The following is a 21,147-nucleotide window of genomic DNA, read 5'->3' as shown; positions in this document are numbered from 1 at the left end:
TGAATTTCCAGGGGACTGCAACATGAAACGCGTTATTTCGACCAGCATCATCGCGCTCGCCGTATCGGCCTGCTCGACCTATTCGGACCCGGCCGTGGAATCGGCGGCCGCTCCCGCAGCAGAAGCCGCTGCCTTCGAGCCGGCTCCGCTGTCGGCGCTGGTCGCGGAAGTCGACCTTCCGTATGAAAAGTTCGTCCTCGACAATGGCCTGACTGTCATCGTCCACGAAGACCGCAAGGCGCCGTTGGTCGGCGTTTCGGTGTGGTACGACGTCGGTTCGAAGCACGAACCGGCGGGCAAGACCGGCTTTGCCCACCTGTTCGAACACCTCATGTTCAACGGCACGGAAAACGCCCCGGCTGACTGGTTCGAATACATTCAGCAGATGGGCGGCACCGATGTGAACGGGACCACCAACCCCGACCGCACCAACTATTTCCAGACCGTGCCGACCGGCGCGCTCGACCGCGTGCTGATGCTCGAAAGCGACCGCATGGGCCACCTGCTCGGCGCGGTCACGCAGGAGAAGCTCGATAACCAGCGCGGCGTGGTCCAGAACGAAAAGCGCCAGGGCGACAACAACCCCTTCGGCCTGCTGCGTTACGAAATCTTCGAAAACCTCTTCCCCAAGGGCCACCGCTACCACCACTCCACCATCGGTTCGATGGGTGACCTCGATGCTGCGTCCATGGACGACGTGCGCAGCTGGTTCACCGATCACTACGGCCCGAACAACGCCGTCCTCGTGCTGGCCGGCGACATCGACGCGGCGACCGCCCGCGCCAAGGTCGAAAAGTGGTTCGGCGATATCGAGCGCGGCCCCGAAGTGAGCCACCCCACCGTCACCGTCCCGACGCTGGCGGAATCGAAGACCAAGACGGTCACCGACCAGATCTCGACCACGCGCCTCTATCGCATGTGGACCGTGCCGGGTTCGAACTCGGCTGAATCGGTTCCGATGAACCTCGCCTCCTCCGTGCTCGGCGGCCTGTCGAGCTCGCGTCTCGACAATGCGCTGGTCCGCGAAGACCCGGTCGCCGTGTCGGTCAGCAGCTTCAACTTCACGCTGGAAGATGCAGGCGTCTTCATCGTCCAGGCGGACGTAAAGCCGGGCGTCGATCCGGCGGAAGTAGCCGCAAAGCTCGATGCGCAGATCGCCAGCTACATCGCCACCGGCCCGACGGCCGACGAACTGGAACGTGCCAAGGTCTCGACCATGGCAGGCGTCATCCGCGGCCTTGAATCGGTCGGCGGCTTCGGCGGCAAGGCCCCGCAGCTGGCCTCGGGCGAGCTGTTCATGAACGATGCGGGCTATGTCGAGAAGCAGCTGGAGCAGATGGCGGCGACTACGCCTGAAGTGGTCCAGGGCCTGATGCAAAAGTGGCTGACCCGCCCGGTCTTCAACCTCGTCTACAACCCGGGCGAACGCACCGAAGGCGGCGAAAACCGCGGCGGCGCGATCACCGGTCCGGATTCGCTGGCCGACATCGCGCAGGCCAATTACTGCGCCGAGGAAAGCTGCGACCTGTCGGGCATCGCCACCACGATGCAGGCCGATCGCGACACGCTGCCCGAACTGGCCCCGCTGGCCGGTCTCGACTTCCCCGATATCGAACGCGCCACGCTGTCGAACGGCATGGAGGTCTATTTCGCCCACCGCGATGCGGTTCCGACGGTGCAGGTCCAGGTCGAGTTCAACGCCGGTCGTGCAGCCGAAACCGCTGCCACGCTCGGCACGCAGCGCCTGCTGCTGGCGGTGATGGGCGAAGGCACGGAGCGTCTCGACGCGACCGAATATGCCATCGCGCAGGAACGCCTCGGCGCCTCGATCTACGAAGGCTTCGATGCCGACTTCACCAATTTCGGTGTCGCTGCGCTGGCCCCGAACCTGGCTCCCTCGCTCGAACTGCTGGCGGAAACCATCCGTTCGCCCGGCCTGCGCGCCAATGTGATCGAGCGTGAGCGGGCCCGCCTGCTCAACGGCCTGTCGTCGGAGCTGAAGGATCCGAACTCGATTGCCGACCGCACCGCGCGGCAGGTGGTCTTCGGTTCGCATCCCTACGGCCTGCCGGCATCGGGTCTCGGCTCTGCCGATCGCCTGAAGTCGCTGACCGAAGCCGACCTGCGCCAGTTCCACGTGACCTGGCTGCGTCCCGACAATGCCCGTATCTACGTGGTCGGCGACACCTCGCTGGCCGAAGTGACCCGCCTGCTCGAAGCAAGCTTCGGGGACTGGAAGGCACCTGCGACGGCCAGGCCGGAACGGCTCTACAACGTCGCCATCCCGGCGCCGGAACAGCGCATCGTGCTGGTCAACCGCCCCAATTCGCCGCAGTCGGTGATCTACGGCGCACAGGTCCTCGACCTGCGCGGCCGTGACCAGGACATCACGCTCCTGTCGGCTGCGAACGAGGCGCTGGGCGGCGGCTTCCTGGCCCGCATCAACATGAACCTGCGCGAAGACAAGGGCTGGTCCTATGGCGCCGGTAGCGGCGTCGGCAACGCCTTCGACCGCGTCTATTACGGCGTGCGTGCACCGGTTCAGTCGGACCGGACCGGCGATTCGATCAGCGAGATCCGCAAGGAGATCAACGAATTCGTCGCTGCCCGCGGTGTCCAGCCGAACGAGCTGGAGCGGATCGTGAACTCGAACATGCGCGAGCTGCCCGGCCAGTTCGAGACGGCGGGCGACGTGCTCGGCGGCCTCGTGAACATCGTGCGCTACAACCGTCCGGACAATTACTACGAGACCCGGGCGCAGTTCTTCAGCAAGCTGACTGCTGCCGAACTCGATGCAGAAGCGCGCCGGAACCTGGACGAAGGCGACATGGTCTATATCGTGGTCGGTGACGCCAAGGTCGTCGAACCGCAGCTCGAAAGCCTCGGCCTCGAGGTCGAAGTCATCGAGCCGCAGGAGTAAGCCCTTGTTGACATCGGTGTAAGTAGCGCCGATGTCACCACCACCGTTTCGGCCCGCAGGTGCGGGCCAGCCAATTGAGGAGAATACGCATGTCCGTAGCCGGTACCTATGACACCATCGTCAAGAGCCCGATGGGCGACCAGAAGGGCACCTTCACTGTCGTTCCGGGTGACGATGGCTCCAGCTTCACCGGCTCGATGGCCGGCGGCATGGGCTCGATGGACGTCAAGGACGGCACCATCGACGGCAATACGCTGAACTGGAAGATGGACATGACCGTGCCCATGCCGATGACGCTGACCTGCACCGCCACGGTGGACGGCAGCCAGCTGACCGGCAAGGTCAATGCCGGCGCATTCGGCGACATGCCGCTGACCGGCGAGCGCCAGGGCTAATCCCCTCGGGCATCTGCCTTATCGAAAGGGCCGTCGGAGCGATCCGGCGGCCCTTTTCTCTTGCGAGCTATCCTGCCCGCCGCAATGGCGAGGCATCTTGGTCCCCGGCCGCGCAGGCCAGCGTACGCCACTTGCCCGGCGTCATTCCCGCTACCTTGCGGAACGCCCGGACGAAGCTGGAAGGCTCGGAATAGCCAAGGCTCAGAGCGATTTCGGATACCGGGAGGTCGGTCGAGCGCAGCTTCTCCGCCGCCACCTGCACAATCGCATGACCCGAAAGGTCGCGCAGGGATATCCCGCTGGCAGCCAGTTGCCGGGCAAGCGACCGGACCGACGTCCCTCTCGCCTGCGCTAGTTCACTCATCTGCGGCACGCGACCGCGTTCGCGCAGCGATGCAAGCACAAGCGCAGTAATCTCGCCCTCGAGATCGCCGCCCTGCTGGTGCGCTGCTCCTTCCCTGCCGCCAATCTCGCGCAGCAGATCCTGCCAAGTCGACGCGCGATAACCGGGGTTCGCCAGCCTGAGGGCCGTTGTCTCCAGCCGGACGAAAGTTCGCTCCGCCCCTCTCCTGATGCTTGCGGGAACAAGCCCGTTGACGGCTTGCAGCAAGAGCGGGTCCGCATGCACTGCTTCCACATAGGGCGAGCTCTTCAGGCCATCACCGGACGGTCCGAAGCGCGCATAGGAATCGGCAATGCGCAGCACGAACAGGGTCGTGATCACCTCCACGAAGCCGCGGAACTGCCCGAGCGTGGGATCGGCGGAGATGAATATGTCGCACCACGCTCCGTCGTCGGCAAGTTGCAGGTGCAGTTGCGGATTGGTGCGATTGATGATCCCCACAACGGCTTCGAGCGCAGCGCCAAGGTCCGGAGCGCTGAACACAATCGTCTCGTGGGGGACGTAAGGCCAATCGAGGAATTTGCGGATCAGTGCTTCCTCGCCGTGCAACTCAATCAGATTGCCAATCATCCGCAGGTCATCGGCGACCGAGATATCTTCCGTCGAATAGGTTTCTGCAGTCAGACCTGTCCCGCGCCACAAATCTTCAGGCCAGCCGAAGCTCGCCGCCCAATAGCGGGTCAGGCCGACGGGCACGGGGGCCGACGCGAGATCGGGCCGCAGCGCCTCGAGCCTTTCGATCGATTCCGTCAGACGGTTCATCAGTCCCTTTCCGCGCAACGGGCAGGAGAGTGCCGCAATGGCAGAAAATGTCAATCGATTGGCAGGAAGGGTCAATATGAAGTGGAATAATCCTCTGATACGCTGCGCAAGACTCAGAAAGGGTTAGAAAAAGACAGGGAAAAATTACGTCTCACGAGCCCTTCGAATCGCAAAAAAAGAAACTCAGGAGATCGTTATGAAAACCCGTATCGCGACAGCTGTCGCATTGGCAGCAAGCACGGCACTCGTGGCCACGCCGGTTCTGGCCCAAAAGGCAAGCGCCTTGGTCGGGCTCAATGGCGCACCCGCCGCGAATGCCGAAAACGAACTCATAAGTCTCGGGTTCAAGAACATCTCCAGCCACAGGGGTTCTGGCGGCTTCGTCAACAGCTACTGGTGGAACGAACGCGGCGACAACTGCGTGGTTGTCGAATCGCGCGACGGCCAGGTTATGACTGTCAACGACGCCAGCGATCAGGACTGCGGCCACCATAAGGGGGGCGATGCGGGCGCTGCCGTTGCTGCCGTAGCAGGTGCCGCGATCCTCGGCGCTTTGCTGAGCCACAAGTCGCACCACCACGAAGACAAGCAGCACTACAACAATGTCGAGGACGAGGGCCACTACGAGCGTGGTTACAATGACGGCCTCCACAACGCGCCCTACCACAATTACGACCGCTCGAACGCCTATTCGGACGGCTACCAGTCTGGCGTGAGCCAGCGTAATGCCAACCTCAGCTACCACAGCGGGCGCGGCGGCTATCATGCCACGGCGCAATTCTCCGACCTTCAGGGCGCGCGCGCGGCCGGCGGCATGGACACGCTGGAGCGGCGCGGTTTCCGCCAGGTGGACAATTTCACCAGCGGCAACACGCGTTATTCGATCCAGTGGAACCGCGACACGCGCCAATGCGTGCAGGTGACGATCGCCGACGGTCATTTCTACGACCTGCGCGACATCGGTCGCCATCCGCAGTGCCGCTAAGCTGACGGGAGAGCTGACGATGCGGTATGCATTCATCGTGGCGGGCGCTTCGGCGCTCGCCCTCTCCGCTTGCGGCGGCGCGGCTGAAGACACGTCGGAAGCCGAAGCGCCGGCAGAAGAACTCGCGGTGATCCCCGAAAGCCTCGCCCCCTTCGGCGACGGTTATCCCAATCCGGGCGATCCGTGCGTCCGGCTGGGCGAAAGCGAAGCGACCTCGAACTATCTCGACGACAGCGCCGTCCTCGTCGGCTGCCCCAGCGAAGCGGCGGCAGAAGCCGTGGGCGGACAGATCGTCGGCAATGTCGAAGGCGTGAGGCTGGTCAGCGTACCGATGGGCGATGCCAATGCCGGCATGGTCTCACCGGTAGGCGAAAACGGCCCCGCGGAAGCGCCCGCTCCGGCCAAGGCTGCCGAGATCAAGATCCGCGGCGCAAACAGCCTCGAAAGCAAGTGCGCTGCCAAGGTCGGCCGCGAAACGGGTGCGCCCGTGATCGGGACCAACCGGATCGAGGAATCGGAAGCGGCCATCGCCATCTACATCAACGTGCAGGGCGGCGAAGCGCCGTGGCAATGCCTCGCCTATCGCGACGGGACGATCGGCGAGATCATGTACACGGGCAGCGAAGGCGCCATGTAATCGGGTGTAAGGGGCGGCGGGCGTTCTGCGCACCCCGCCCCGGCCCAGCGGAGGGAAACCATGCGTAAATTCATCGTAACCGGCGGGCTTGCCATTGTGCTGGCCGCATGCGGAGGCGCGGCCGAAACGGACAATGCAGCCCCGGCAGAGGCCAAGACCACTGCTGATGCCGCCACCGAAGCTGCACAGCCGGCCTATGGCGAAGGCGATGCGCTCGTCGCCGGGACCGACTACAATGCCACCACCCTGCTCAAGTGTGGCTTCGACAATGCCGCGCCCGAGCAGACCTGCGAGGCGGGCATCAAGCGCAATTGGGGCGAGGAAGGGCAGCACCTGATCGAGGTGTCGAAGCCCGACGGCTTCAAGCGGGCGATCTTCCTGCGCGGAACCGAACCCTATGGCGCCGACAGCGCGCAGGCGGACGGTTCTGCCGGCTGGGATTTTGCAACCACGCGTGACGGCGACCAGGTGACGGTCAAGTTCGGGCCGGAAACCTATGTGCTCGTCGATGCGATGGTGACGGGCGGTTGATCGCCCGAGGACTTCTAGAGGAGAGGTTATGATGTCCGCGAAGAAAGTGCGAAACCTCGGGCTGGCAGGCCTTGCCGCCCTGACGCTCGCCGGCTGCGAAAGCCTGCCCGGGAACGTCTATCACCCGCTCAATGGCACGACATGGCGCCTCGTCGATGTAGAGACGTCGGGTACGTCCACGCGGCTTAATCCCGAGCTCCAGGCGCGCCACACGCTGACGTTCGAGCGTGGCGGAAGACTGAACATGCAGCTCGATTGCAACCGCGGATCGGCTGACTGGGAAGCCTCGCTGCCCCAGACCTATAACGGTTCGATCAGCATTTCGCAGGTCGCGGCAACCCGCGCTTTCTGTCCCGATCCGACGTTTGGTGAAGCGCTGGCTGCAGACCTGCCGAGTTCCAGCGCCTACACGCTGACGCCCGACGGGCGCGGTCTCGTGATCCGCACCGCGCGGATCGTTTACGCTTTCGAGCGAAACTGACGGCTATGAAGAACAGAGGGCGGATGCGAACCAGACATGCCACCGTGCTGACGGTATCCGTCCTCTTCCTTGCATCCTGCACCCAGGCGCGGGCGGAAAGCCCTTCGCCGCCGCCTGCGCCGGATTGGGATTTCGTGGTCTTCGAGGTGAAGAGCTGGGGCGGTCCGGTCACATCCTGGCGTATCCTGCCGAATGGCGGGGGCAGCTGGACCGAGGCCGTTCGCCCGGAAGGTCAGCCGCCGACAGCGCCTGCCTCTCAGGCCTGGCACGAGATCGAACCCGACGCGGCCAATTACATCAAGCTGGAGTCAATCCTGCGCAAGCTCCCGAGCCCCGCACCCGATTTCAACGCCTGCGACAATTTCATGAACGACATGGCCTACGGCACGCTGCGCCTGACGCGCGGTGCCACCACGACCGAGATCGCGTGGAACGATGGCTGCCTCGACGACGATTATCGCGAGTTCATGGGCGTGCTGCGTGAAGCGGACGAGCACATGCAGGCGCTCGGCAAGGCGGCACCTGTCAGCCGTGTCGAGCCGCCCGCAGGCGGCTGACCACCCTCAGCGTTTCCAGAGCCAGTACAGGATCGCAGCGTTGATCGCCGGGGCAAGGATAGCGAGCCACGCGCCCGTCAGCCCGATCTTGTCGCCAAGGATATTCCACGGCAGCCCCAGGGGCATCAGGAAGACACCCGAAAGCGGATCCTGCTCCTGCCCGAACCAGCCGAAAGTGCCGACAGCCAGCAGGAACAGCGCCACCACGTAAAGCACCACGAAAACGATGAAGACCCACTTCATGAAACCGCCCTCCCCGAAGTGGCATGAAGCTATGTCATTCGCGCAGCAATGAAAAGGCCCGCCGGATCGCTCCTGCGGGCCTTTGTCATTTACGGATGGGCGGTCGTTATTCGACGATGTCCATTTCCTCGATCAGGCCCTGCGCGCCGTCGACCTTGTCCATCACCCACAGCATGTAGCGGGTGTCGACATGGATCGTGCGCGTGGTGCGCGGATCGAAGTCCCAGTCGGAATTGACGCTTTCGAAGGTGCCGTCGAACAGCAGGCCGACCAGCTCTGCGCGCGCATTGAGCGTGGCCGAGCCGCTGTTGCCGCCGGTGCTGTCGAGATCGGACAGGAAGTTCACCGGCACCGAACCGATGCTGTCGAGCTTGTACTTGCCGTAATCCTTCTCGCGGATTTCCTTCAGCTGCTTTTCCGGAGCGTTGAAGGGATCGATACCCGTGTCCTTTTCGAGGATGCCTTCCAGCGTGGTGAACGGCAGGTAGGCCATGCCGTCACGCGGCGAGCCGCCGAGCACGGTGCCGTATGTCACGCGCAGCGTCGAGTTGGCATCGGGATAGGTCGTGATGCCTTGCGAGCGCTGCCACTGCATGATCGCGTCCATGTAGGCCGGACGCAGCGCCTGTGCACGGCCTGCACGCTCCTCGCCCTCGGCTTCCTTGGCGCGCTCGTAGGGGTAGAGCGCCACGGCCAGCTTGACGAAGGGATCATTGCTCGCCTCGAAGGTGGCCGCATCGGCTTCCATCAGCGACAGGCGGGTTGCCGTCTCGTCGAGCGTGGTGCCGGTGTAATAGGCGTCCAGCTTGTCCGACAGCTGCTGCGTGGTCATGCCCGGCGTCAGGCCGAGCGCCTTGTCGAAGACAGCCACGCGGTTTTCCTCGGGCTGCTTGATGTAAGTGCTCAGGAACATCAGCCATTCCGCCTTGTCGACCGAGGCCTCGTACCGGCGGTCGAGCGCCTGGAGGCCCTGGCGGAAGAAGGTCATGTCGCGGTCCTGGTAGCCCGGATCGCGCAGGGCGTTTTCCTTCTCGCGTTCCTTCGACAGGCGATAGAGACGCTGGGCGGCCGACAGCAGCGCAGGACGCGTGGCGTTGTTGTACCAGAAGCTTTTGCGGGCTTCGGCAGCGCTTTCGACCGTGAGAGCCTGCAGGCCCGAGATCGCCTTGCCATAACCGGCGCGCGACTTGTCGGCGCCGATCCATGCCGCCAGCGCTTCTTCGCGCTCGCGGCGACGGTCGACGAGGCCGACGCGGCGCGCGCCCTCGATCTGGCCGCGCAGGTTCTTCTCGCTGTTGTTGAGGCCGGCGAGGCGCGATTCGTACTTTACGCGCGCATCCGACCCTTCGGGGGCGGCTGCCTCGATCGTGTCGATCCAGTCGTTCAGCAGCGTGACGAAGGTCGGGTACGACCAGTCGAAGGTGTTCTCCACTTCGGCCAGCGTCGCATAGCGCTGGGTCGAGCCGGGATAGCCCGCGGCCATGACGAAATCGCCATCCTCGAGCCCGGCCGCGCTCACTTTCAGGTGATGCTCGGGCGCATAGGGCACGTTGTTTTCGGAATAGTCTGCCGCCGAACCGTCGGGCGCGACATAGGCACGGTAGAAGGCGAAATCGCCCGTGTGGCGCGGCCACATCCAGTTGTCGACGTCGCCGCCGTACTTGCCGATCGAATCCGCCGGAGCGTAGACGAGGCGCACGTCGCGCACTTCGAGGCGCTTGATCAGCGTGTACTCCGCGCCGCCGTAGAAGCTGGCGACCTGGCAGCGATAGCCGGCCTCGGCCTCGCATTCGGCGGTGATGTCCTTCATCCGCTGCTCGAGCGTTTCGTAGCGCTCGGTCGCGGACATGGCATCGACACCGTCGCGCATGCGGCCGGTCACGTCGGTGATCTCGGTCGTCACGTAGATGCGCGAGCCGGGGGCGGCGGGCAGTTCATCCTTGAACGCCTTCGCGAGGAAGCCGTTTTCGAGATAGTTGTTCTCGGCCGTCGAATTGTACTGCACCGAACCGCGCGCGCAGTGGTGGTTGGTGACGACGAGGCCCTGCGGCGAGACGAAGCTGGCCGAACAGCCGCCCAGCGACACGATGGCGCCCATGGGGAAGCCGGTCAGGTCCGACAGGGCTTCGGGATCGATTTCCAGACCGGTTTCCTTCAGGTCCTTGGCGATTTCGGGCAGCTGGCCGGGCGTGAACATCCCTTCCTTGGCGGCAAGCGGTGCGGTTGCGGTGCAGGCAAGCAGCGCCGCAATCGTTGCGGTCTTACGCATGTAGTTACAGTCCCCTCAATTGTGCGCACGAACGGCGCAAGAACGGCCAATGCGCTATGCTTTCCAGAGGCTTGGAGCAAGCGCGGGCTCGCCGAATGACATATGCGCCCGACGAACGGGCGGCGGCGCATCAAATGATGTGCCTGCGCACCGCCTGGTAGGCCGCTGCAGCAACGGTATTGGCCAGATTGAGCGAACGGACCTTGTCCGAGCGCATCGGCAGGCTGACCATCTGGTCGCGGTGCGCCTCGACGATTTCGCCCGGAATGCCCTTCGTCTCGCGCCCGAAGACGAGATAGGCATCATCGGGGTAATCCGGTTCGTAGAAATTGCGCGGGGCATATTCCTCGAACAGGAACATCTGGTCGCTGCGCGGAGCCCGTTCGGCAATGAAGTCCGACCAGCTGCCGAATTCGACCAGCCAGATATGCGGCCAGTAGTCTAGGCCGGACCGCTTCACCCGCTTGTCCGAAATCTCGAAGCCGAGCGGGTGGATCAGGATCAGCTCCATGTCGAGCGCCACGCAGGTGCGCCCCACCGCCCCGGTGTTGCCGGGTATCTCGGGCTGGACGAGGACGATGGAGGTCATCGCCTTGCGCTCAACCGTCGAGCTTGTCCTTCAGGATCTGGTTCACGACCGCCGGATTGGCCTTGCCCTGCATCGCCTTCATCGTCTGGCCGACGAAGAAGCCGAACAGCTTGTCCTTGCCGCCGCGGTATTCCTCCACCTTGTCGCCATTGGCCGCGATGATCGCGTCGATCGCCGCTTCGATGGCGCCGGTGTCGCTGACCTGCTTGAGGCCCTTCTCGTCGGCAATCGTTTCCGGATCGCCGCCAGTCTTGAGGACGATCTCGTAGATTTCCTTGGCCTGGCCGCCGGAGATGTCGCCCTTGTCCTGCATGGCGAGGATCTTGGCCTGCGCTTCGGCGGTGGCGTTGGCCGGATCGGCTTCATCACCGAGCGACTTCAGGACGCCGGGTGCGACCGAGAGCGCCCAGTTGGCGACCTGCGTCGCGACCTTGGCCTCGGGCTGGCCGATCTGCCTGGCGGTTTCGGCCAGCAGCGTTTCGAAACGCGCGAAGGTTTCGACCTCTGCGGTCAGTTCGCGGGCGTTGTAGGGCGTGAGGCCCAGATCGTTCTCGTAGCGGGTGCGCTTGGCATCCGGCAGTTCGGGCAACGAAGCGCGGCATTCCTCGAGGAAGCTGTCCTCCAGTTCGAGCGGAAGCAGGTCCGGATCGGGGAAGTAGCGGTAGTCATGCGCATCTTCCTTCGAACGCATGGTCCGCGTGGTGCCGGTATTCGGGTCGAACAGGCGCGTTTCCTGGTCCACCGTGCCGCCGTTCTCGATGACGTCGACCTGGCGGTTCGCCTCGTATTCGATGACCTGCATCACGAAGCGGACGGAATTCACGTTCTTGGTTTCGGTGCGCGTGCCGAATTCCTCGCCCGGGCGGCGGACCGACACGTTCACGTCGGCGCGCATGGAGCCTTCTTCCATATTGCCGTCACACGAGCCGACATAACGCAGGATCGAGCGCAGCTTGCGGACATAAGCGCCCGCTTCGGCAGGGCTGCGCATGTCGGGCTTGGACACGATTTCCATCAGCGCGATGCCGACGCGGTTGAGGTCGACATAGGACATGGTCGGATGCTGGTCGTGCATCAGCTTGCCCGCGTCCTGTTCGACGTGGATGCGCTCGATCCCGATGACCTTGTCTTCGGGAATGCCGGCCTTCTCGTCCGCCTCGATATGCAGCGAGCCTTCACCCACCAGCGGGTGGTAGAGCTGGCTGATCTGGTAGCCCTGCGGCAGGTCGGCGTAGAAGTAGTTCTTGCGGTCGAAGCGCGACCACTTGTTGATCTGCGCCTCGATCGCCATGCCGGTGCGCACCGCCTGGCGGATGCATTCGCGGTTCGGCACGGGCAGCATGCCCGGCATCGCCGCGTCGACGAGGCTGACCTGCGTATTCGGTTCAGCACCGAAGGCAGTGCTGGCGCCCGAAAACAGCTTGGCGTTCGAAGTGACCTGCGCATGGACTTCGAGGCCGATCACGACCTCCCATTCGCCCGTGGCGCCCTGGATACGGTAAGTGCTCACCACCATTTCTCCGGCTGAGCGTTGAAGTTTGCGCGGTTCTGGATCGCAAGGCCTGCGTTCAGCACGCCCTGTTCGTCGAAGGGCTTGCCGACCAGCTGCAGGCCGAGCGGCAGGCCGTCGGAATTTAGCATGGCAGGCACGCTCATGGCAGGCAGGCCTGCAAGCGAGGCCGGAACCGCGAAGACGTCGTTCAGGTACATCGTCAGCGGGTCTTCGTTGAGCGAACCGAGCGGGAAGCTGGCGGTCGGCGTGGTCGGCGCAAGGATCACGTCGCACTGGGTGAACGCCTGCTCGAAATCGCGCGCGACCAGCGTGCGGATCTTTTGGGCCTGCGTGTAATAGGCGTCGTAGAAACCGGCGCTGAGCACGTAGGTGCCGATGAGAATACGGCGCTTCACCTCGTCGCCGAAACCGGCGGCGCGGGTGGCGGCGTACATGTCCTGCAGGCCTGCACCGTCGGGCAGTTCGCGCAGGCCGTAGCGCACGCCGTCATAGCGCGCGAGGTTGGACGAGGCTTCTGCCGGAGCGACGATGTAATAAGCAGGCAGCGCATACTTGGTGTGCGGCAGCGAGACGTCGACGATCTCGGCGCCTGCATCGCGCAACCATTCCTTGCCCTGTTCCCAGCTCTTGAGGATTTCCTCGTCGGTCCCGTCCATGCGGTATTCGCGCGGGATGCCGACCTTCTTGCCCTTGAGGTCCGCCGACAGCGCGGCCTCCCAATTGGGCACAGGCATGTCGAGGCTGGTCGCGTCCTTGGGGTCGAAACCGGCCATGGCTTCGAGCATGATCGCGCAATCCTCGACGCTGCGGGCCATCGGGCCTGCCTGGTCGAGCGAGCTGGCGAAGGCGACGACGCCCCAGCGGCTGCAGCGACCATAGGTCGGCTTGATGCCGCAGATGCCGGTAAAGGCGGCGGGCTGGCGGATCGAGCCGCCGGTGTCGGTACCGGTGGCAGCCGGCGCAATGCGCGCGGCGACCGCGGAGGACGAACCGCCCGACGAGCCGCCCGGGCTCATCGCGGCATTGGTACCTTCTTTCTTCCACGGTGAATTGACGTTGCCGAAATAGCTCGTCTCGTTGGACGAACCCATGGCGAACTGGTCGAGGTTGAGCTTGCCCAGCATGCCCGCGCCTGCGTCCCACAGGTTCTGCGAGACGGTGCTTTCATACTCGGGCTTGAACCCTTCGAGGATGTGGCTGGCGGCGGTGGTCTGGACGCCCTTGGTGGCGAACAGATCCTTCATGCCGATCGGCACGCCGCCCATCTTGCCCAGCTCTTCGCCCTTCGCACGCTTCGCGTCGGTCGCGTCGGCGGCAGCCAGCGCATGGTCGGGCGTGGTAACGATGAAGGCGTTGAGTTCGGCTGCTTCGGCCACGGCCGCGTTGAAGCTTTCCGCCACTTCGCGCGCGGTGAAGTCGCCGCCGGCCACGCCGTCGCGGATCTGCTTGACGCCAAGCTGCGTAAAATCGGTCATTATTCGATCACCTTGGGCACGCCGAAGAAACCGTGTTCGGCGGCAGGGGCATTGGCCAGCACCTCGTCGCGGCGACCGCCGGCGGTGTGGGGGTCGGCATCGATTACGTCGTCGCGCAGGCGCAGCGTGTTGGGGATGACCGCGGTCATCGGCTCCACGCCTGCAGTATCGACCTCGCCCAGCTGCTCGACCCAGTCGAGAATGCCGTTGAGTTCGGGGACCATGCGATCGAGCTCCGCATCCGCCATGCGAATGCGGGCCAGCGAGGCGATTTTCGCCACTTCTTCTCGGGTAACGGACATGGCCGCGCGTTAGCCGCGAGAGCGGCGCGCTTCAAGCGGCCAATGCACCCTTATTCGACGGGCGCACCCTCGGGAGCGGCCTGGCCCTGCTGCGCCTGCATTTGCTGCTGGAGCTGCATCAGGCGCTGCTGCGCTTCGGGCAGCGGCATGATGTCGATGATTTCGACTTCGAACACGAGGTCAGCATTCGGCGGAATCGGCGATCCGGCGGGGGGATTCGCGCCGTAGGCCTGGTCGGCCGGGATCTCGATGCGGTACTTGCCGCCTTCCCTGGTCTGCAGCAGTCCGTCGACGAAGCCCTGGATCAGACCGCCATTTTCCTCGAGCGGGAACGGCGTACCGTCGGGGAACACGCCCGGCGGGAACGGGCTTGGCTGCGACCGATCGAATTCCGTGCCGTCGGTCAGCGTGCCGACGTATTTCGCGAACACCACGTCGCCGATCTGCGGCGAAGGACCGGTGCCTTCGGTAATCACTTCCACGTCGAGACCCTTCGGCATGGCCGCCCAGGCAAGGCCGCCACCGATCAGGATGGCCACGATGACGCCCAGCCACAGCTTGGTGAGCGAGCCCTTGGCGATGGGCTGGAGGGGAACGCGGGTGATCTCGGTCATGGAAAATTCGTCCTGATACGCAAAGGGCGCGGATTTCTCCGCGCCCTCATGGCTTGGCTTGGAAGCTAAGGCAACGGCTTACTTGATGCCGTCACGCTCCATGCGCTTGCGCTCGAGCTTGCGGGCGCGGCGAACGGCAGCAGCCTTTTCGCGGGCGCGCTTTTCGCTCGGCTTTTCGTAGTGGCGACGCAGCTTCATTTCGCGATACACGCCTTCACGCTGCAGCTTCTTCTTGAGCGCGCGGAGGGCCTGGTCGACATTGTTATCGCGAACCATGATCTGCATAAACTTCAATACCTCGACTATCGGGCCAGAGCCCGCATTTGCGGGGTTTGCCTCCTTGAATAGGGTTTCGCTCTTTCAACGAAAAGCGCGCCGAATCCCTTTCGGACCGGCTCGAACGGCGCGCACATACGGATTCTTCCTACAAATGGCAAGCCTGCAGTGCCGCCTTTCGCAAACCCGCGCGAGGCGCTAGGGCTGCGCGCAATGTCGACCCTCTCCCCATCCATCGCCACGCTCTACGTCGCCCTAGGCGGCGGAGTCGGTGCCGCGCTGCGTTACCAGACCGGCCGCGCCATGACGCAGTGGCTCGGCGCGCCGATCATGGGCGCATTCCCCTTCGCCACCCTCGCCGTGAATGCGGTCGGCAGCCTGCTGATGGGCCTGCTGGCGGGCTGGCTGGTGCGCAGCGGCGGCGCGATGAGCGAACAGGCCCGCCTGCTCCTCGGCGTCGGCGTGCTGGGCGGTTTCACCACCTTCAGCGCCTTCAGCCTCGAGATGGTCCTGCTGATCGAGCGCGGCCAGTACCTGTTCGCAACGCTTTATGCCGTCCTGTCCTTTGCGCTCGGCATTTCCGGCCTGATGGTGGGTCTTGCGCTAATGAGGATGACGGCATGAATACCGCCGACGAAGTTCGCCAGTTCACCGTCGCACCCGACGATGACGGCATCCGCGTGGACCGCTGGTTCAAGCGCCACCTGCCGCAGATCGGCTTCGGCACGGTCAGCAAGTGGGCGCGCACCGGCCAGATCCGCGTCGACGGCAAGCGCGTGAAGCCCGACGACCGGCTCGAACAGGGCCAGCAGATCCGCGTGCCCCCGGGCGGCGATGCCCCGCACAAGAAAGCCAAGGCGCGCCGCGAACTCAAGCCGGCCGAGATCGAGCAGGCCGCGGAAATGGTCATCCAGAAGACCAAGTCGGCGCTCGTCCTGAACAAGCCGCCGGGCCTTGCCACACAGGGCGGCACCAACACCTTCAACCACGTCGACGGCCTGCTCGACGCCTATATGGAAGAGGGCGACGACCAGCGGCCGCGCCTCGTCCACCGGCTCGACAAGGATACCTCCGGCGTCCTGCTGGTGGCGCGCACGCCCGGCAGCGCGGCATTCTTTTCCAAGCGGTTCTCCGGCCGCAGCGCCAAGAAGATCTACTGGGCGCTGGTGGTCGGCGTGCCGGACATCCGCGAAGGCGTGATCGAGGCCCCGCTTGCCAAACAGCCCGGATCGGGCGGCGAGAAGATGCACGTGGACTATGAAGGCGGCGCGCCCGCCAAGACCAAGTACCGCGTGGTCGAGAGCGCAGGAAAGAAGGCGGCCTGGCTCGAACTGCAACCGATGACCGGCCGCACGCACCAGCTGCGCGTTCACTGTGCCGCGATGGGCCACCCGATCGTCGGCGACGGCAAGTATGGCGGCAAGGATGCCTTCCTGACCGGCTCGATCAGCCGCAAGATGCACCTCCACGCCCGCCGCCTGATCATCGACAGTCCCGATGGCGGAAAGCTGGACGTGACGGCCGAGCTGCCCGAGCACTTCGCCGCCAGCATGGAGCAGATCGGCTTCGACGAGAAGGCCAGCGACGCGACGCCGATGCGCGACGATCCGCCGCCCAAGTCGCGCGAGGAAAAGAAGCAGCAGGCCCGCCAGCACGCGAAGAACTATCGCAAGGCGCGCAAGGGCGAGCGACGCGGGCGCGGCGCGGCCACGGCCAGCAAGCCCAAGCCGCGGGCGAAGCCGGCCAAACCGCCCAAGGGCAAGCGCTGATGCATCCAAACCCGCTGTTCCGGAGCGAGGACAGGGCCCTGTTCGAGGCATTGATCGACGAAATCGGGTTCGGCATGGTCTTCCACACCACTCCGGACGGGCCGCGCGTGGCGCATGTCCCGCTGCTGTCCACCGGTGACGGCGCGGTTCAGTTCCACCTCGCGCGCGGCAATGCGCTTACCCGCCACCTCGACGGGGCCGCGGCGTTGGTCACCGTCAACGGCCCCGATGCCTACATCAGCCCGCGCTGGTATGACGAGCGCGACACCGTCCCCACCTGGGATTACGTCGCGCTGGAAATCGAAGGCCGCGTGCAGCGCATGGACGACGAGGGCCTCGAAGCCCTGCTTCACGCTGTCATCCGGAAATTCGAGGGACGGCTTGAAGGCGAAGGCTGGTCGGCGGATGAATCGAGCGAGGCGACATGGTCGCGCCTGTTCAAGGGCATCGTCGGCTTCGAAATGGAAGTGCTCGCCTGGCGCCCGACCTTGAAACTGTCGCAAAAGCGCACTCCGGCCGAGCGCGAACGGATTGCCACGGGCCTTGAAACGAGCGGCAGCCCTGCCCTTGCCCGGCTGATGCGGAGCCTTGCAACATGACGCGCCTCGCCATCTTCGATTGCGACGGCACGCTGGTCGACGGCCAGGCCGCCGTGTGCGAGACGATGGAGCGTGCCTTCGGGGCGGTTGGAGCGCCTCCCCCCGACCGCAACGCCATCCGGCGCACCGTCGGCCTCAGCCTCCCGCTCGCTGTGCGCCACCTCATGGCGGACGCGCGAGAAGCTGACCAGCTACAGGTGGTCGAGGCCTACAAGCAACTGTTCCGCGAAACGCGCCTGTCGGGCGCCCTGCACGAACCGCTATTCGACGGCATGGCCGACCTGCTCGAGAGGCTGCACGCAGATGGCTGGCTGCTTGGCGTAGCCACGGGAAAGAGTGACCGCGGCCTGCATTCCTGCCTCGATACCCACGGGATCAAGCACCGCTTCGCCACGCTGCACGGCGCGGACCGCTATCCATCAAAGCCGCATCCCGCCATGCTGGAGGCCGCACTTGCCGAAACGGGTATCGATGCGGGCGATGCAGTGATGATCGGCGACACGGTCTTCGACATCCACATGGCCTGCGATATCGGCGTGCGCGCGATCGGGGTCGGCTGGGGCTATCACGAGGCCGAAGAATTGCTCGCTGCAGGCGCCGTGGGCGTCGCGCAGACCATGGACGAACTGGAGAAACTGATCCGTGAGTGACGAAGACAAGGCCGCGCAGCGGTTCTGGCTGCTTCAAATAATCCGCCTGTCGGGTGCGGTGATGGTCCTGCTTGGCGTAATGGCTATCGCAGGCGCACTGCCGTGGCCGCAAATGGTCGGCGTCTTGCTGCTGGTGGGCGGCGCGGTGGACTTCTTCTTCATTCCCGTCCTCCTTGCCAAGCACTGGAAGCAGCACGGATGAAACGCTTCTACAAGGACGTGACCGTCGCCCGGACCGACATCGGCTGGACGGTCCAGCTTGATGGCCGACCGATCAAGACGCAGGGCGGAAAGCCGCAGGTCCTGCCGACCGAGGCCTTGGCGGAAATGCTCGCAGCCGAATGGCGTTCGCAGGGCGAGACAATCGATCCCTCTACCTTCCGGTTCCGCGATATGGCGGACTATGCACTCGACGTGGTGGCAAGCGATCCCGAGCCAGTGGTCGAGAAGCTGCTCGGCTATGCGGAAACCGATACGCTTTGCTACCGCGCCGATCCGGAAGAGCCGCTCTACCGTCGCCAGCAGGAAATTTGGGAGCCGCTGCTGACGGCCTTCGAGGCACGCGAGGGCGTGACCCTGCACCGCGTCAGCGGCGTGCTGCACAAGCCGCAGGCCGAAGCGTCGCTGGCAAGGCTGCGCGAGCGACTGGCAGGCCTCGGTGCGTTCGAGCTAGCCGCTCTCGAGCAGCTTACATCGCTGGCGGCTTCGCTCTGCATCGGTCTCGGCGCGCTGGAAGAGGATGCAGATACCGAGGCGCTGTGGGCCGCCGCCAATCTCGAGGAAGAATGGCAGGCCGATCTCTGGGGCCGCGAGGAAGAAGCGGAAGAACGCCGCGCCAAGCGGAAGCGCGATTTCCTGGCGGCAGTCGAGTTTGCGCGGGTCAGCGGCTAAGGTTACCGCTTTTTCGGCTCAAGCGGGCAAGCGCATTTTGTCTCCAACCCGGGTATAAGAGCGACATGACGACCAGTGAGGTGACTGGGGCGGAAAAGCTCGCAGCCAGGCTGAACATCATTCCGATTGGGTTTTTCGGGCTTTGGCTCGGTCCCTTGCTGATGTTCTGGGCACAGGCCCTTGGGCCTCTTCGCCCGTTCGATGTCGCCCCTCCCGCCCTTACCGCGTGGCCTTGGCTTGGCTCATCGCTGGTGCTGGCCATGTGCACGCTGTTTCTTCCTTCGGGCTGGTATGAAACCCGGCCATTCGAAACCGCAGGGAAGGTCTATCGATATCTCGGGGTGCCTGCGTTCCGCCGGTTTGTCACCAATGGCGATCTCGTCAATCGAGCGGTTGCGAGCAGGCATCCGAACTACCGCGTCTTCCGGTATGCAGAGTTGCGCGACGCCCTCTGGCGCCAGTGTTTCCAGAGCGAGCGATCCCACCTTGTCGCCTTCGTGGCCGGAGCGGTTGCTACAGCCTACGCGGTTCAGATCGATTGGCATGGCTGGGCGATATGGCTTACCGCGAGCAACCTGGGCGCCAACCTACTGCCCGCCCTGGTGCAAAGGTTCACCCGCGCGCGGCTTTCGGCTCTTCAAAGCCGGAAAGAATGGAACCTGCGGCGAAACGGAAACGCGAACATCGCGTGAGGGCCGCAAGCGGGCCGTCAGCCGAAAATGACACCCAGTCGCAGGACTAACCGACCCACTCCGCGACCTGCGCGGCGACATCGTTCGCCGCGCGGTTGAGTGCGGGGCCGACACCCTGCACATCGGGCGTCACGCCGGGCACGACTGCCTGGAAACGGCGGGTCTCGACCGCCTGCCCCTCGCCGGGACGCACGGCGTCGAAGACCACCACCACGCTCGACGTCGTGGCGTCATAGCCGAACTGGCGCAGCGTGCCGGTCAGTCGGTTGGTTGCAAGCGCACCCGGATCGTCGCCGTCGATCACCACGCGGCCCGACTGGGTGCGGATGGTTTCAGCAACAAGTCGGCGGAACAGGCGTGCGGGCTTTTCGACCCAGACGGCATCCTTGAGATAGGCCAGCTCGGTGGCGGTCACCTGGACAGGAACGCGCGTCACGTCGAGGGCGGCGGGCGCATCGAAGTCAACGAGTGCGATGGCCGTGCCAGATGCGCTGGAGCCACCCGTTCCGGCAGGCGCGCTGGCGCTCGGAGTCAGGGTGAGCAGGCTTTCGGGCGGTTCGCCGCCGAAGCTGATGCAGCCGCCCAGCAGGAGCGCGGGGGCGAGGATCGCGAGGGTCTTGGTCGGGTTCATCGCGGGTTCGCCTCTTAGGGTTCGTATTCGGGCAGCGGCTGACTGGAAAGCAGCGATCCTGCGCCCTTCTCTTCTATTTTCTCGGTCACGCTGCGCAGCGCCTTGCTGGTCGCGCGCAGGTCGCGCAGCGTCGCCTCGGCAGCAGGCAGCGTGCTTTCGGTGAGCTGCTTGGTCGCGGGCCGCGCTTCCTCAAGCGTCTGTTCGAGCGCCCTTGCCGCGCCGCCGGCAGACGCAAGCGTCTTGCGCAGCTCGGCAGCCAGCTGTTCACCTTCGGTGTTGATCAGGCGGTCGGTCGATGCCGTAACCTTTTCGAATTCGTCGAGCGCCTCGCTCGCCTCGCGCAAGGTCACCTGCAGTTCTGCCATCGTGCGCTCGATCTGCGGAGCCGTTGCGGCAAGGCTGCGGGTCATGTCGTTCGTATTGGCGAGGATACCGGCGATCTCGCCCTGGTTCTCGTCATCGAGCAATTGCGTGAGGCGTTCGGTAAGCGTCGCCAGCCGTTCCAGCAGCAGCGGGGCGTTCGACAGCAGCGCGTTTAGCCCGCCGTCCTGCGGAGGGATGATCGGCACGCCTTCGGTGCAGGCGGTCGTCTCGCAGGAAATCGGCGGAGCGCCGCTTCGCGCACCGTCGAGCAGAATGGTCGAAACGCCGGTGAAGCTGCCCTGGATGGTGGCAGTGGTCCCGACGAGGATCGGCACTTCTTCCTTCACGGAAATGCGCACGCGCACGAATTCGGGGTCCTTGTCCCACAGCACGATCTGGCTGACCTGGCCTACGGGAACGCCGGCAAAGCTGACCTGGCTGCCGTTGGCGAGGCCCGCCACCGACTGCTTGAAGAAGATGTCGTATTCCTTCTGGGCGCCTTCGCCCCAGCGCGCCAGCCAGACGATGAACAGCGCGAGTGCCGCCAGCACAGCCAGCGTAACGGCCCCCACCCAAACATAATTTGCCCGCGTTTCCATT

At 64.6% G+C, this 21,147-nt stretch carries 25 protein-coding genes; 14 read left to right on the top strand and 11 right to left on the bottom strand.

The genetic code is table 11. From position 1 onward, the window contains the following. Positions 1 to 22 precede the first annotated feature (22 nt). Positions 23 to 2,920 carry a M16 family metallopeptidase gene (locus LCL94_RS10010; protein ID WP_224832077.1) on the top strand — a complete coding sequence of 966 codons (2,898 nt, stop codon included), beginning with the start codon at positions 23 to 25 and terminating at the stop codon, positions 2,918 to 2,920. Positions 2,921 to 3,009: 89 nt separating this feature from the next. Then, positions 3,010 to 3,315: a hypothetical protein gene (locus tag LCL94_RS10005; RefSeq protein WP_160606190.1), complete on the top strand. Its 306-nt coding sequence runs from the start codon at positions 3,010 to 3,012 to the stop codon at positions 3,313 to 3,315. Between the two features lie 67 nt (positions 3,316 to 3,382). Here LCL94_RS10005 and LCL94_RS10000 read toward each other — a convergent pair whose 3' ends face one another. Next, a complete protein-coding gene (locus LCL94_RS10000; RefSeq protein WP_224832076.1) occupies positions 3,383 to 4,555 on the bottom strand; it encodes a helix-turn-helix domain-containing protein in 1,173 nt (390 codons plus the stop codon). A 121-nt stretch (positions 4,556 to 4,676) separates the two neighbouring features. On the opposite strand from LCL94_RS10000, the gene LCL94_RS09995 reads away from it, so the two are divergent. The 5 genes from LCL94_RS09995 to LCL94_RS09975 are packed head-to-tail and all read left to right on the top strand — an operon-like array spanning position 4,677 to position 7,671. Beyond that, complete coding sequence (locus LCL94_RS09995; RefSeq protein ID WP_224832075.1) at positions 4,677 to 5,465, top strand: hypothetical protein; 789 nt, start codon at positions 4,677 to 4,679, stop codon at positions 5,463 to 5,465. Between the two features lie 19 nt (positions 5,466 to 5,484). Continuing rightward, entirely contained in the window at positions 5,485 to 6,102 is a 618-nt protein-coding gene (locus LCL94_RS09990) for a hypothetical protein (protein ID WP_224832074.1), read from the top strand. Between the two features lie 60 nt (positions 6,103 to 6,162). Continuing rightward, positions 6,163 to 6,633, top strand: a complete 471-nt coding sequence (locus tag LCL94_RS09985) for a hypothetical protein (protein ID WP_224832073.1) — start codon at positions 6,163 to 6,165, stop codon at positions 6,631 to 6,633. Between the two features lie 31 nt (positions 6,634 to 6,664). Continuing rightward, the gene (locus LCL94_RS09980) at positions 6,665 to 7,114 is read left to right on the top strand and encodes an META domain-containing protein (protein ID WP_224832072.1); all 450 of its coding nucleotides are present in this window, start codon (positions 6,665 to 6,667) and stop codon (positions 7,112 to 7,114) included. A 23-nt stretch (positions 7,115 to 7,137) separates the two neighbouring features. Further along, entirely contained in the window at positions 7,138 to 7,671 is a 534-nt protein-coding gene (locus tag LCL94_RS09975; RefSeq protein WP_224832071.1) for a hypothetical protein, read from the top strand. A gap of 6 nt (positions 7,672 to 7,677) precedes the next feature. Here LCL94_RS09975 and LCL94_RS09970 read toward each other — a convergent pair whose 3' ends face one another. From LCL94_RS09970 to rpsU, 8 genes are all read right to left on the bottom strand, one after another. Further along, on the bottom strand, positions 7,678 to 7,914 hold the full coding sequence (locus LCL94_RS09970) for a hypothetical protein (protein WP_224832070.1): 237 nt from the start codon (positions 7,912 to 7,914) through the stop codon (positions 7,678 to 7,680). A gap of 106 nt (positions 7,915 to 8,020) precedes the next feature. Continuing rightward, on the bottom strand, positions 8,021 to 10,183 hold the full coding sequence (locus tag LCL94_RS09965) for a S46 family peptidase (RefSeq protein ID WP_224832069.1): 2,163 nt from the start codon (positions 10,181 to 10,183) through the stop codon (positions 8,021 to 8,023). 130 nt (positions 10,184 to 10,313) lie between these two features. Continuing rightward, on the bottom strand, positions 10,314 to 10,772 hold the full coding sequence (locus tag LCL94_RS09960; protein ID WP_224832068.1) for a tRNA (cytidine(34)-2'-O)-methyltransferase: 459 nt from the start codon (positions 10,770 to 10,772) through the stop codon (positions 10,314 to 10,316). A 10-nt stretch (positions 10,773 to 10,782) separates the two neighbouring features. Continuing rightward, positions 10,783 to 12,288 (bottom strand): Asp-tRNA(Asn)/Glu-tRNA(Gln) amidotransferase subunit GatB, encoded by a 1,506-nt coding sequence (gene gatB, locus LCL94_RS09955; RefSeq protein ID WP_224832067.1) that lies wholly within the window; start codon positions 12,286 to 12,288, stop codon positions 10,783 to 10,785. Then, positions 12,279 to 13,760 carry an Asp-tRNA(Asn)/Glu-tRNA(Gln) amidotransferase subunit GatA gene (gatA, locus tag LCL94_RS09950; protein ID WP_224832066.1) on the bottom strand — a complete coding sequence of 494 codons (1,482 nt, stop codon included), beginning with the start codon at positions 13,758 to 13,760 and terminating at the stop codon, positions 12,279 to 12,281. Before gatA ends, gatB begins: the two co-directional genes overlap by 10 nt. Next, positions 13,760 to 14,062 carry an Asp-tRNA(Asn)/Glu-tRNA(Gln) amidotransferase subunit GatC gene (gatC, locus tag LCL94_RS09945; RefSeq protein ID WP_224832065.1) on the bottom strand — a complete coding sequence of 101 codons (303 nt, stop codon included), beginning with the start codon at positions 14,060 to 14,062 and terminating at the stop codon, positions 13,760 to 13,762. The genes gatA and gatC overlap by 1 nt, the downstream gene beginning before the upstream one ends. A gap of 50 nt (positions 14,063 to 14,112) precedes the next feature. Further along, complete coding sequence (locus LCL94_RS09940; protein WP_224832064.1) at positions 14,113 to 14,676, bottom strand: FKBP-type peptidyl-prolyl cis-trans isomerase; 564 nt, start codon at positions 14,674 to 14,676, stop codon at positions 14,113 to 14,115. A 78-nt stretch (positions 14,677 to 14,754) separates the two neighbouring features. After that, complete coding sequence (gene rpsU / locus LCL94_RS09935) at positions 14,755 to 14,961, bottom strand: 30S ribosomal protein S21 (RefSeq protein ID WP_006834591.1); 207 nt, start codon at positions 14,959 to 14,961, stop codon at positions 14,755 to 14,757. Between the two features lie 204 nt (positions 14,962 to 15,165). Here rpsU and crcB point away from each other — a divergent pair, with 204 nt between their 5' ends. The 7 genes from crcB to LCL94_RS09900 all read left to right on the top strand — a co-directional run bounded on the left by crcB (position 15,166) and on the right by LCL94_RS09900 (position 19,553). Then, the gene (gene crcB, locus LCL94_RS09930; protein ID WP_222554481.1) at positions 15,166 to 15,576 is read left to right on the top strand and encodes a fluoride efflux transporter CrcB; all 411 of its coding nucleotides are present in this window, start codon (positions 15,166 to 15,168) and stop codon (positions 15,574 to 15,576) included. Then, entirely contained in the window at positions 15,573 to 16,721 is a 1,149-nt protein-coding gene (locus LCL94_RS09925) for an RluA family pseudouridine synthase (protein WP_224832063.1), read from the top strand. Before crcB ends, LCL94_RS09925 begins: the two co-directional genes overlap by 4 nt. Then, entirely contained in the window at positions 16,721 to 17,320 is a 600-nt protein-coding gene (locus LCL94_RS09920; protein ID WP_224832062.1) for an FMN-binding negative transcriptional regulator, read from the top strand. The genes LCL94_RS09925 and LCL94_RS09920 overlap by 1 nt, the downstream gene beginning before the upstream one ends. Then, positions 17,317 to 17,970, top strand: coding sequence for an HAD-IA family hydrolase (locus tag LCL94_RS09915; protein ID WP_224832061.1), 654 nt, complete (start codon positions 17,317 to 17,319; stop codon positions 17,968 to 17,970). The genes LCL94_RS09920 and LCL94_RS09915 overlap by 4 nt, the downstream gene beginning before the upstream one ends. Continuing rightward, positions 17,963 to 18,172, top strand: coding sequence for a hypothetical protein (locus LCL94_RS09910; protein ID WP_224832060.1), 210 nt, complete (start codon positions 17,963 to 17,965; stop codon positions 18,170 to 18,172). Before LCL94_RS09915 ends, LCL94_RS09910 begins: the two co-directional genes overlap by 8 nt. Continuing rightward, positions 18,169 to 18,861, top strand: a complete 693-nt coding sequence (locus LCL94_RS09905) for an ATP12 family chaperone protein (RefSeq protein ID WP_224832059.1) — start codon at positions 18,169 to 18,171, stop codon at positions 18,859 to 18,861. The genes LCL94_RS09910 and LCL94_RS09905 overlap by 4 nt, the downstream gene beginning before the upstream one ends. Positions 18,862 to 18,926: 65 nt before the next feature. After that, on the top strand, positions 18,927 to 19,553 hold the full coding sequence (locus LCL94_RS09900; RefSeq protein WP_224832058.1) for a hypothetical protein: 627 nt from the start codon (positions 18,927 to 18,929) through the stop codon (positions 19,551 to 19,553). A gap of 46 nt (positions 19,554 to 19,599) precedes the next feature. Here the strand turns inward: LCL94_RS09900 and LCL94_RS09895 are convergent, their stop codons facing one another. Beyond that, entirely contained in the window at positions 19,600 to 20,184 is a 585-nt protein-coding gene (locus LCL94_RS09895) for an ABC-type transport auxiliary lipoprotein family protein (protein ID WP_160606163.1), read from the bottom strand. Between the two features lie 14 nt (positions 20,185 to 20,198). Then, positions 20,199 to 21,146: an MlaD family protein gene (locus tag LCL94_RS09890; RefSeq protein ID WP_224832057.1), complete on the bottom strand. Its 948-nt coding sequence runs from the start codon at positions 21,144 to 21,146 to the stop codon at positions 20,199 to 20,201. Position 21,147: the final 1 nt, after the last annotated feature.

The organism is Qipengyuania gaetbuli, from assembly GCF_020171365.1.
In the GTDB taxonomy this organism is placed as follows: domain Bacteria; phylum Pseudomonadota; class Alphaproteobacteria; order Sphingomonadales; family Sphingomonadaceae; genus Qipengyuania; species Qipengyuania gaetbuli_B.
This window is presented reverse-complemented; position numbering and strand designations above follow the sequence as displayed.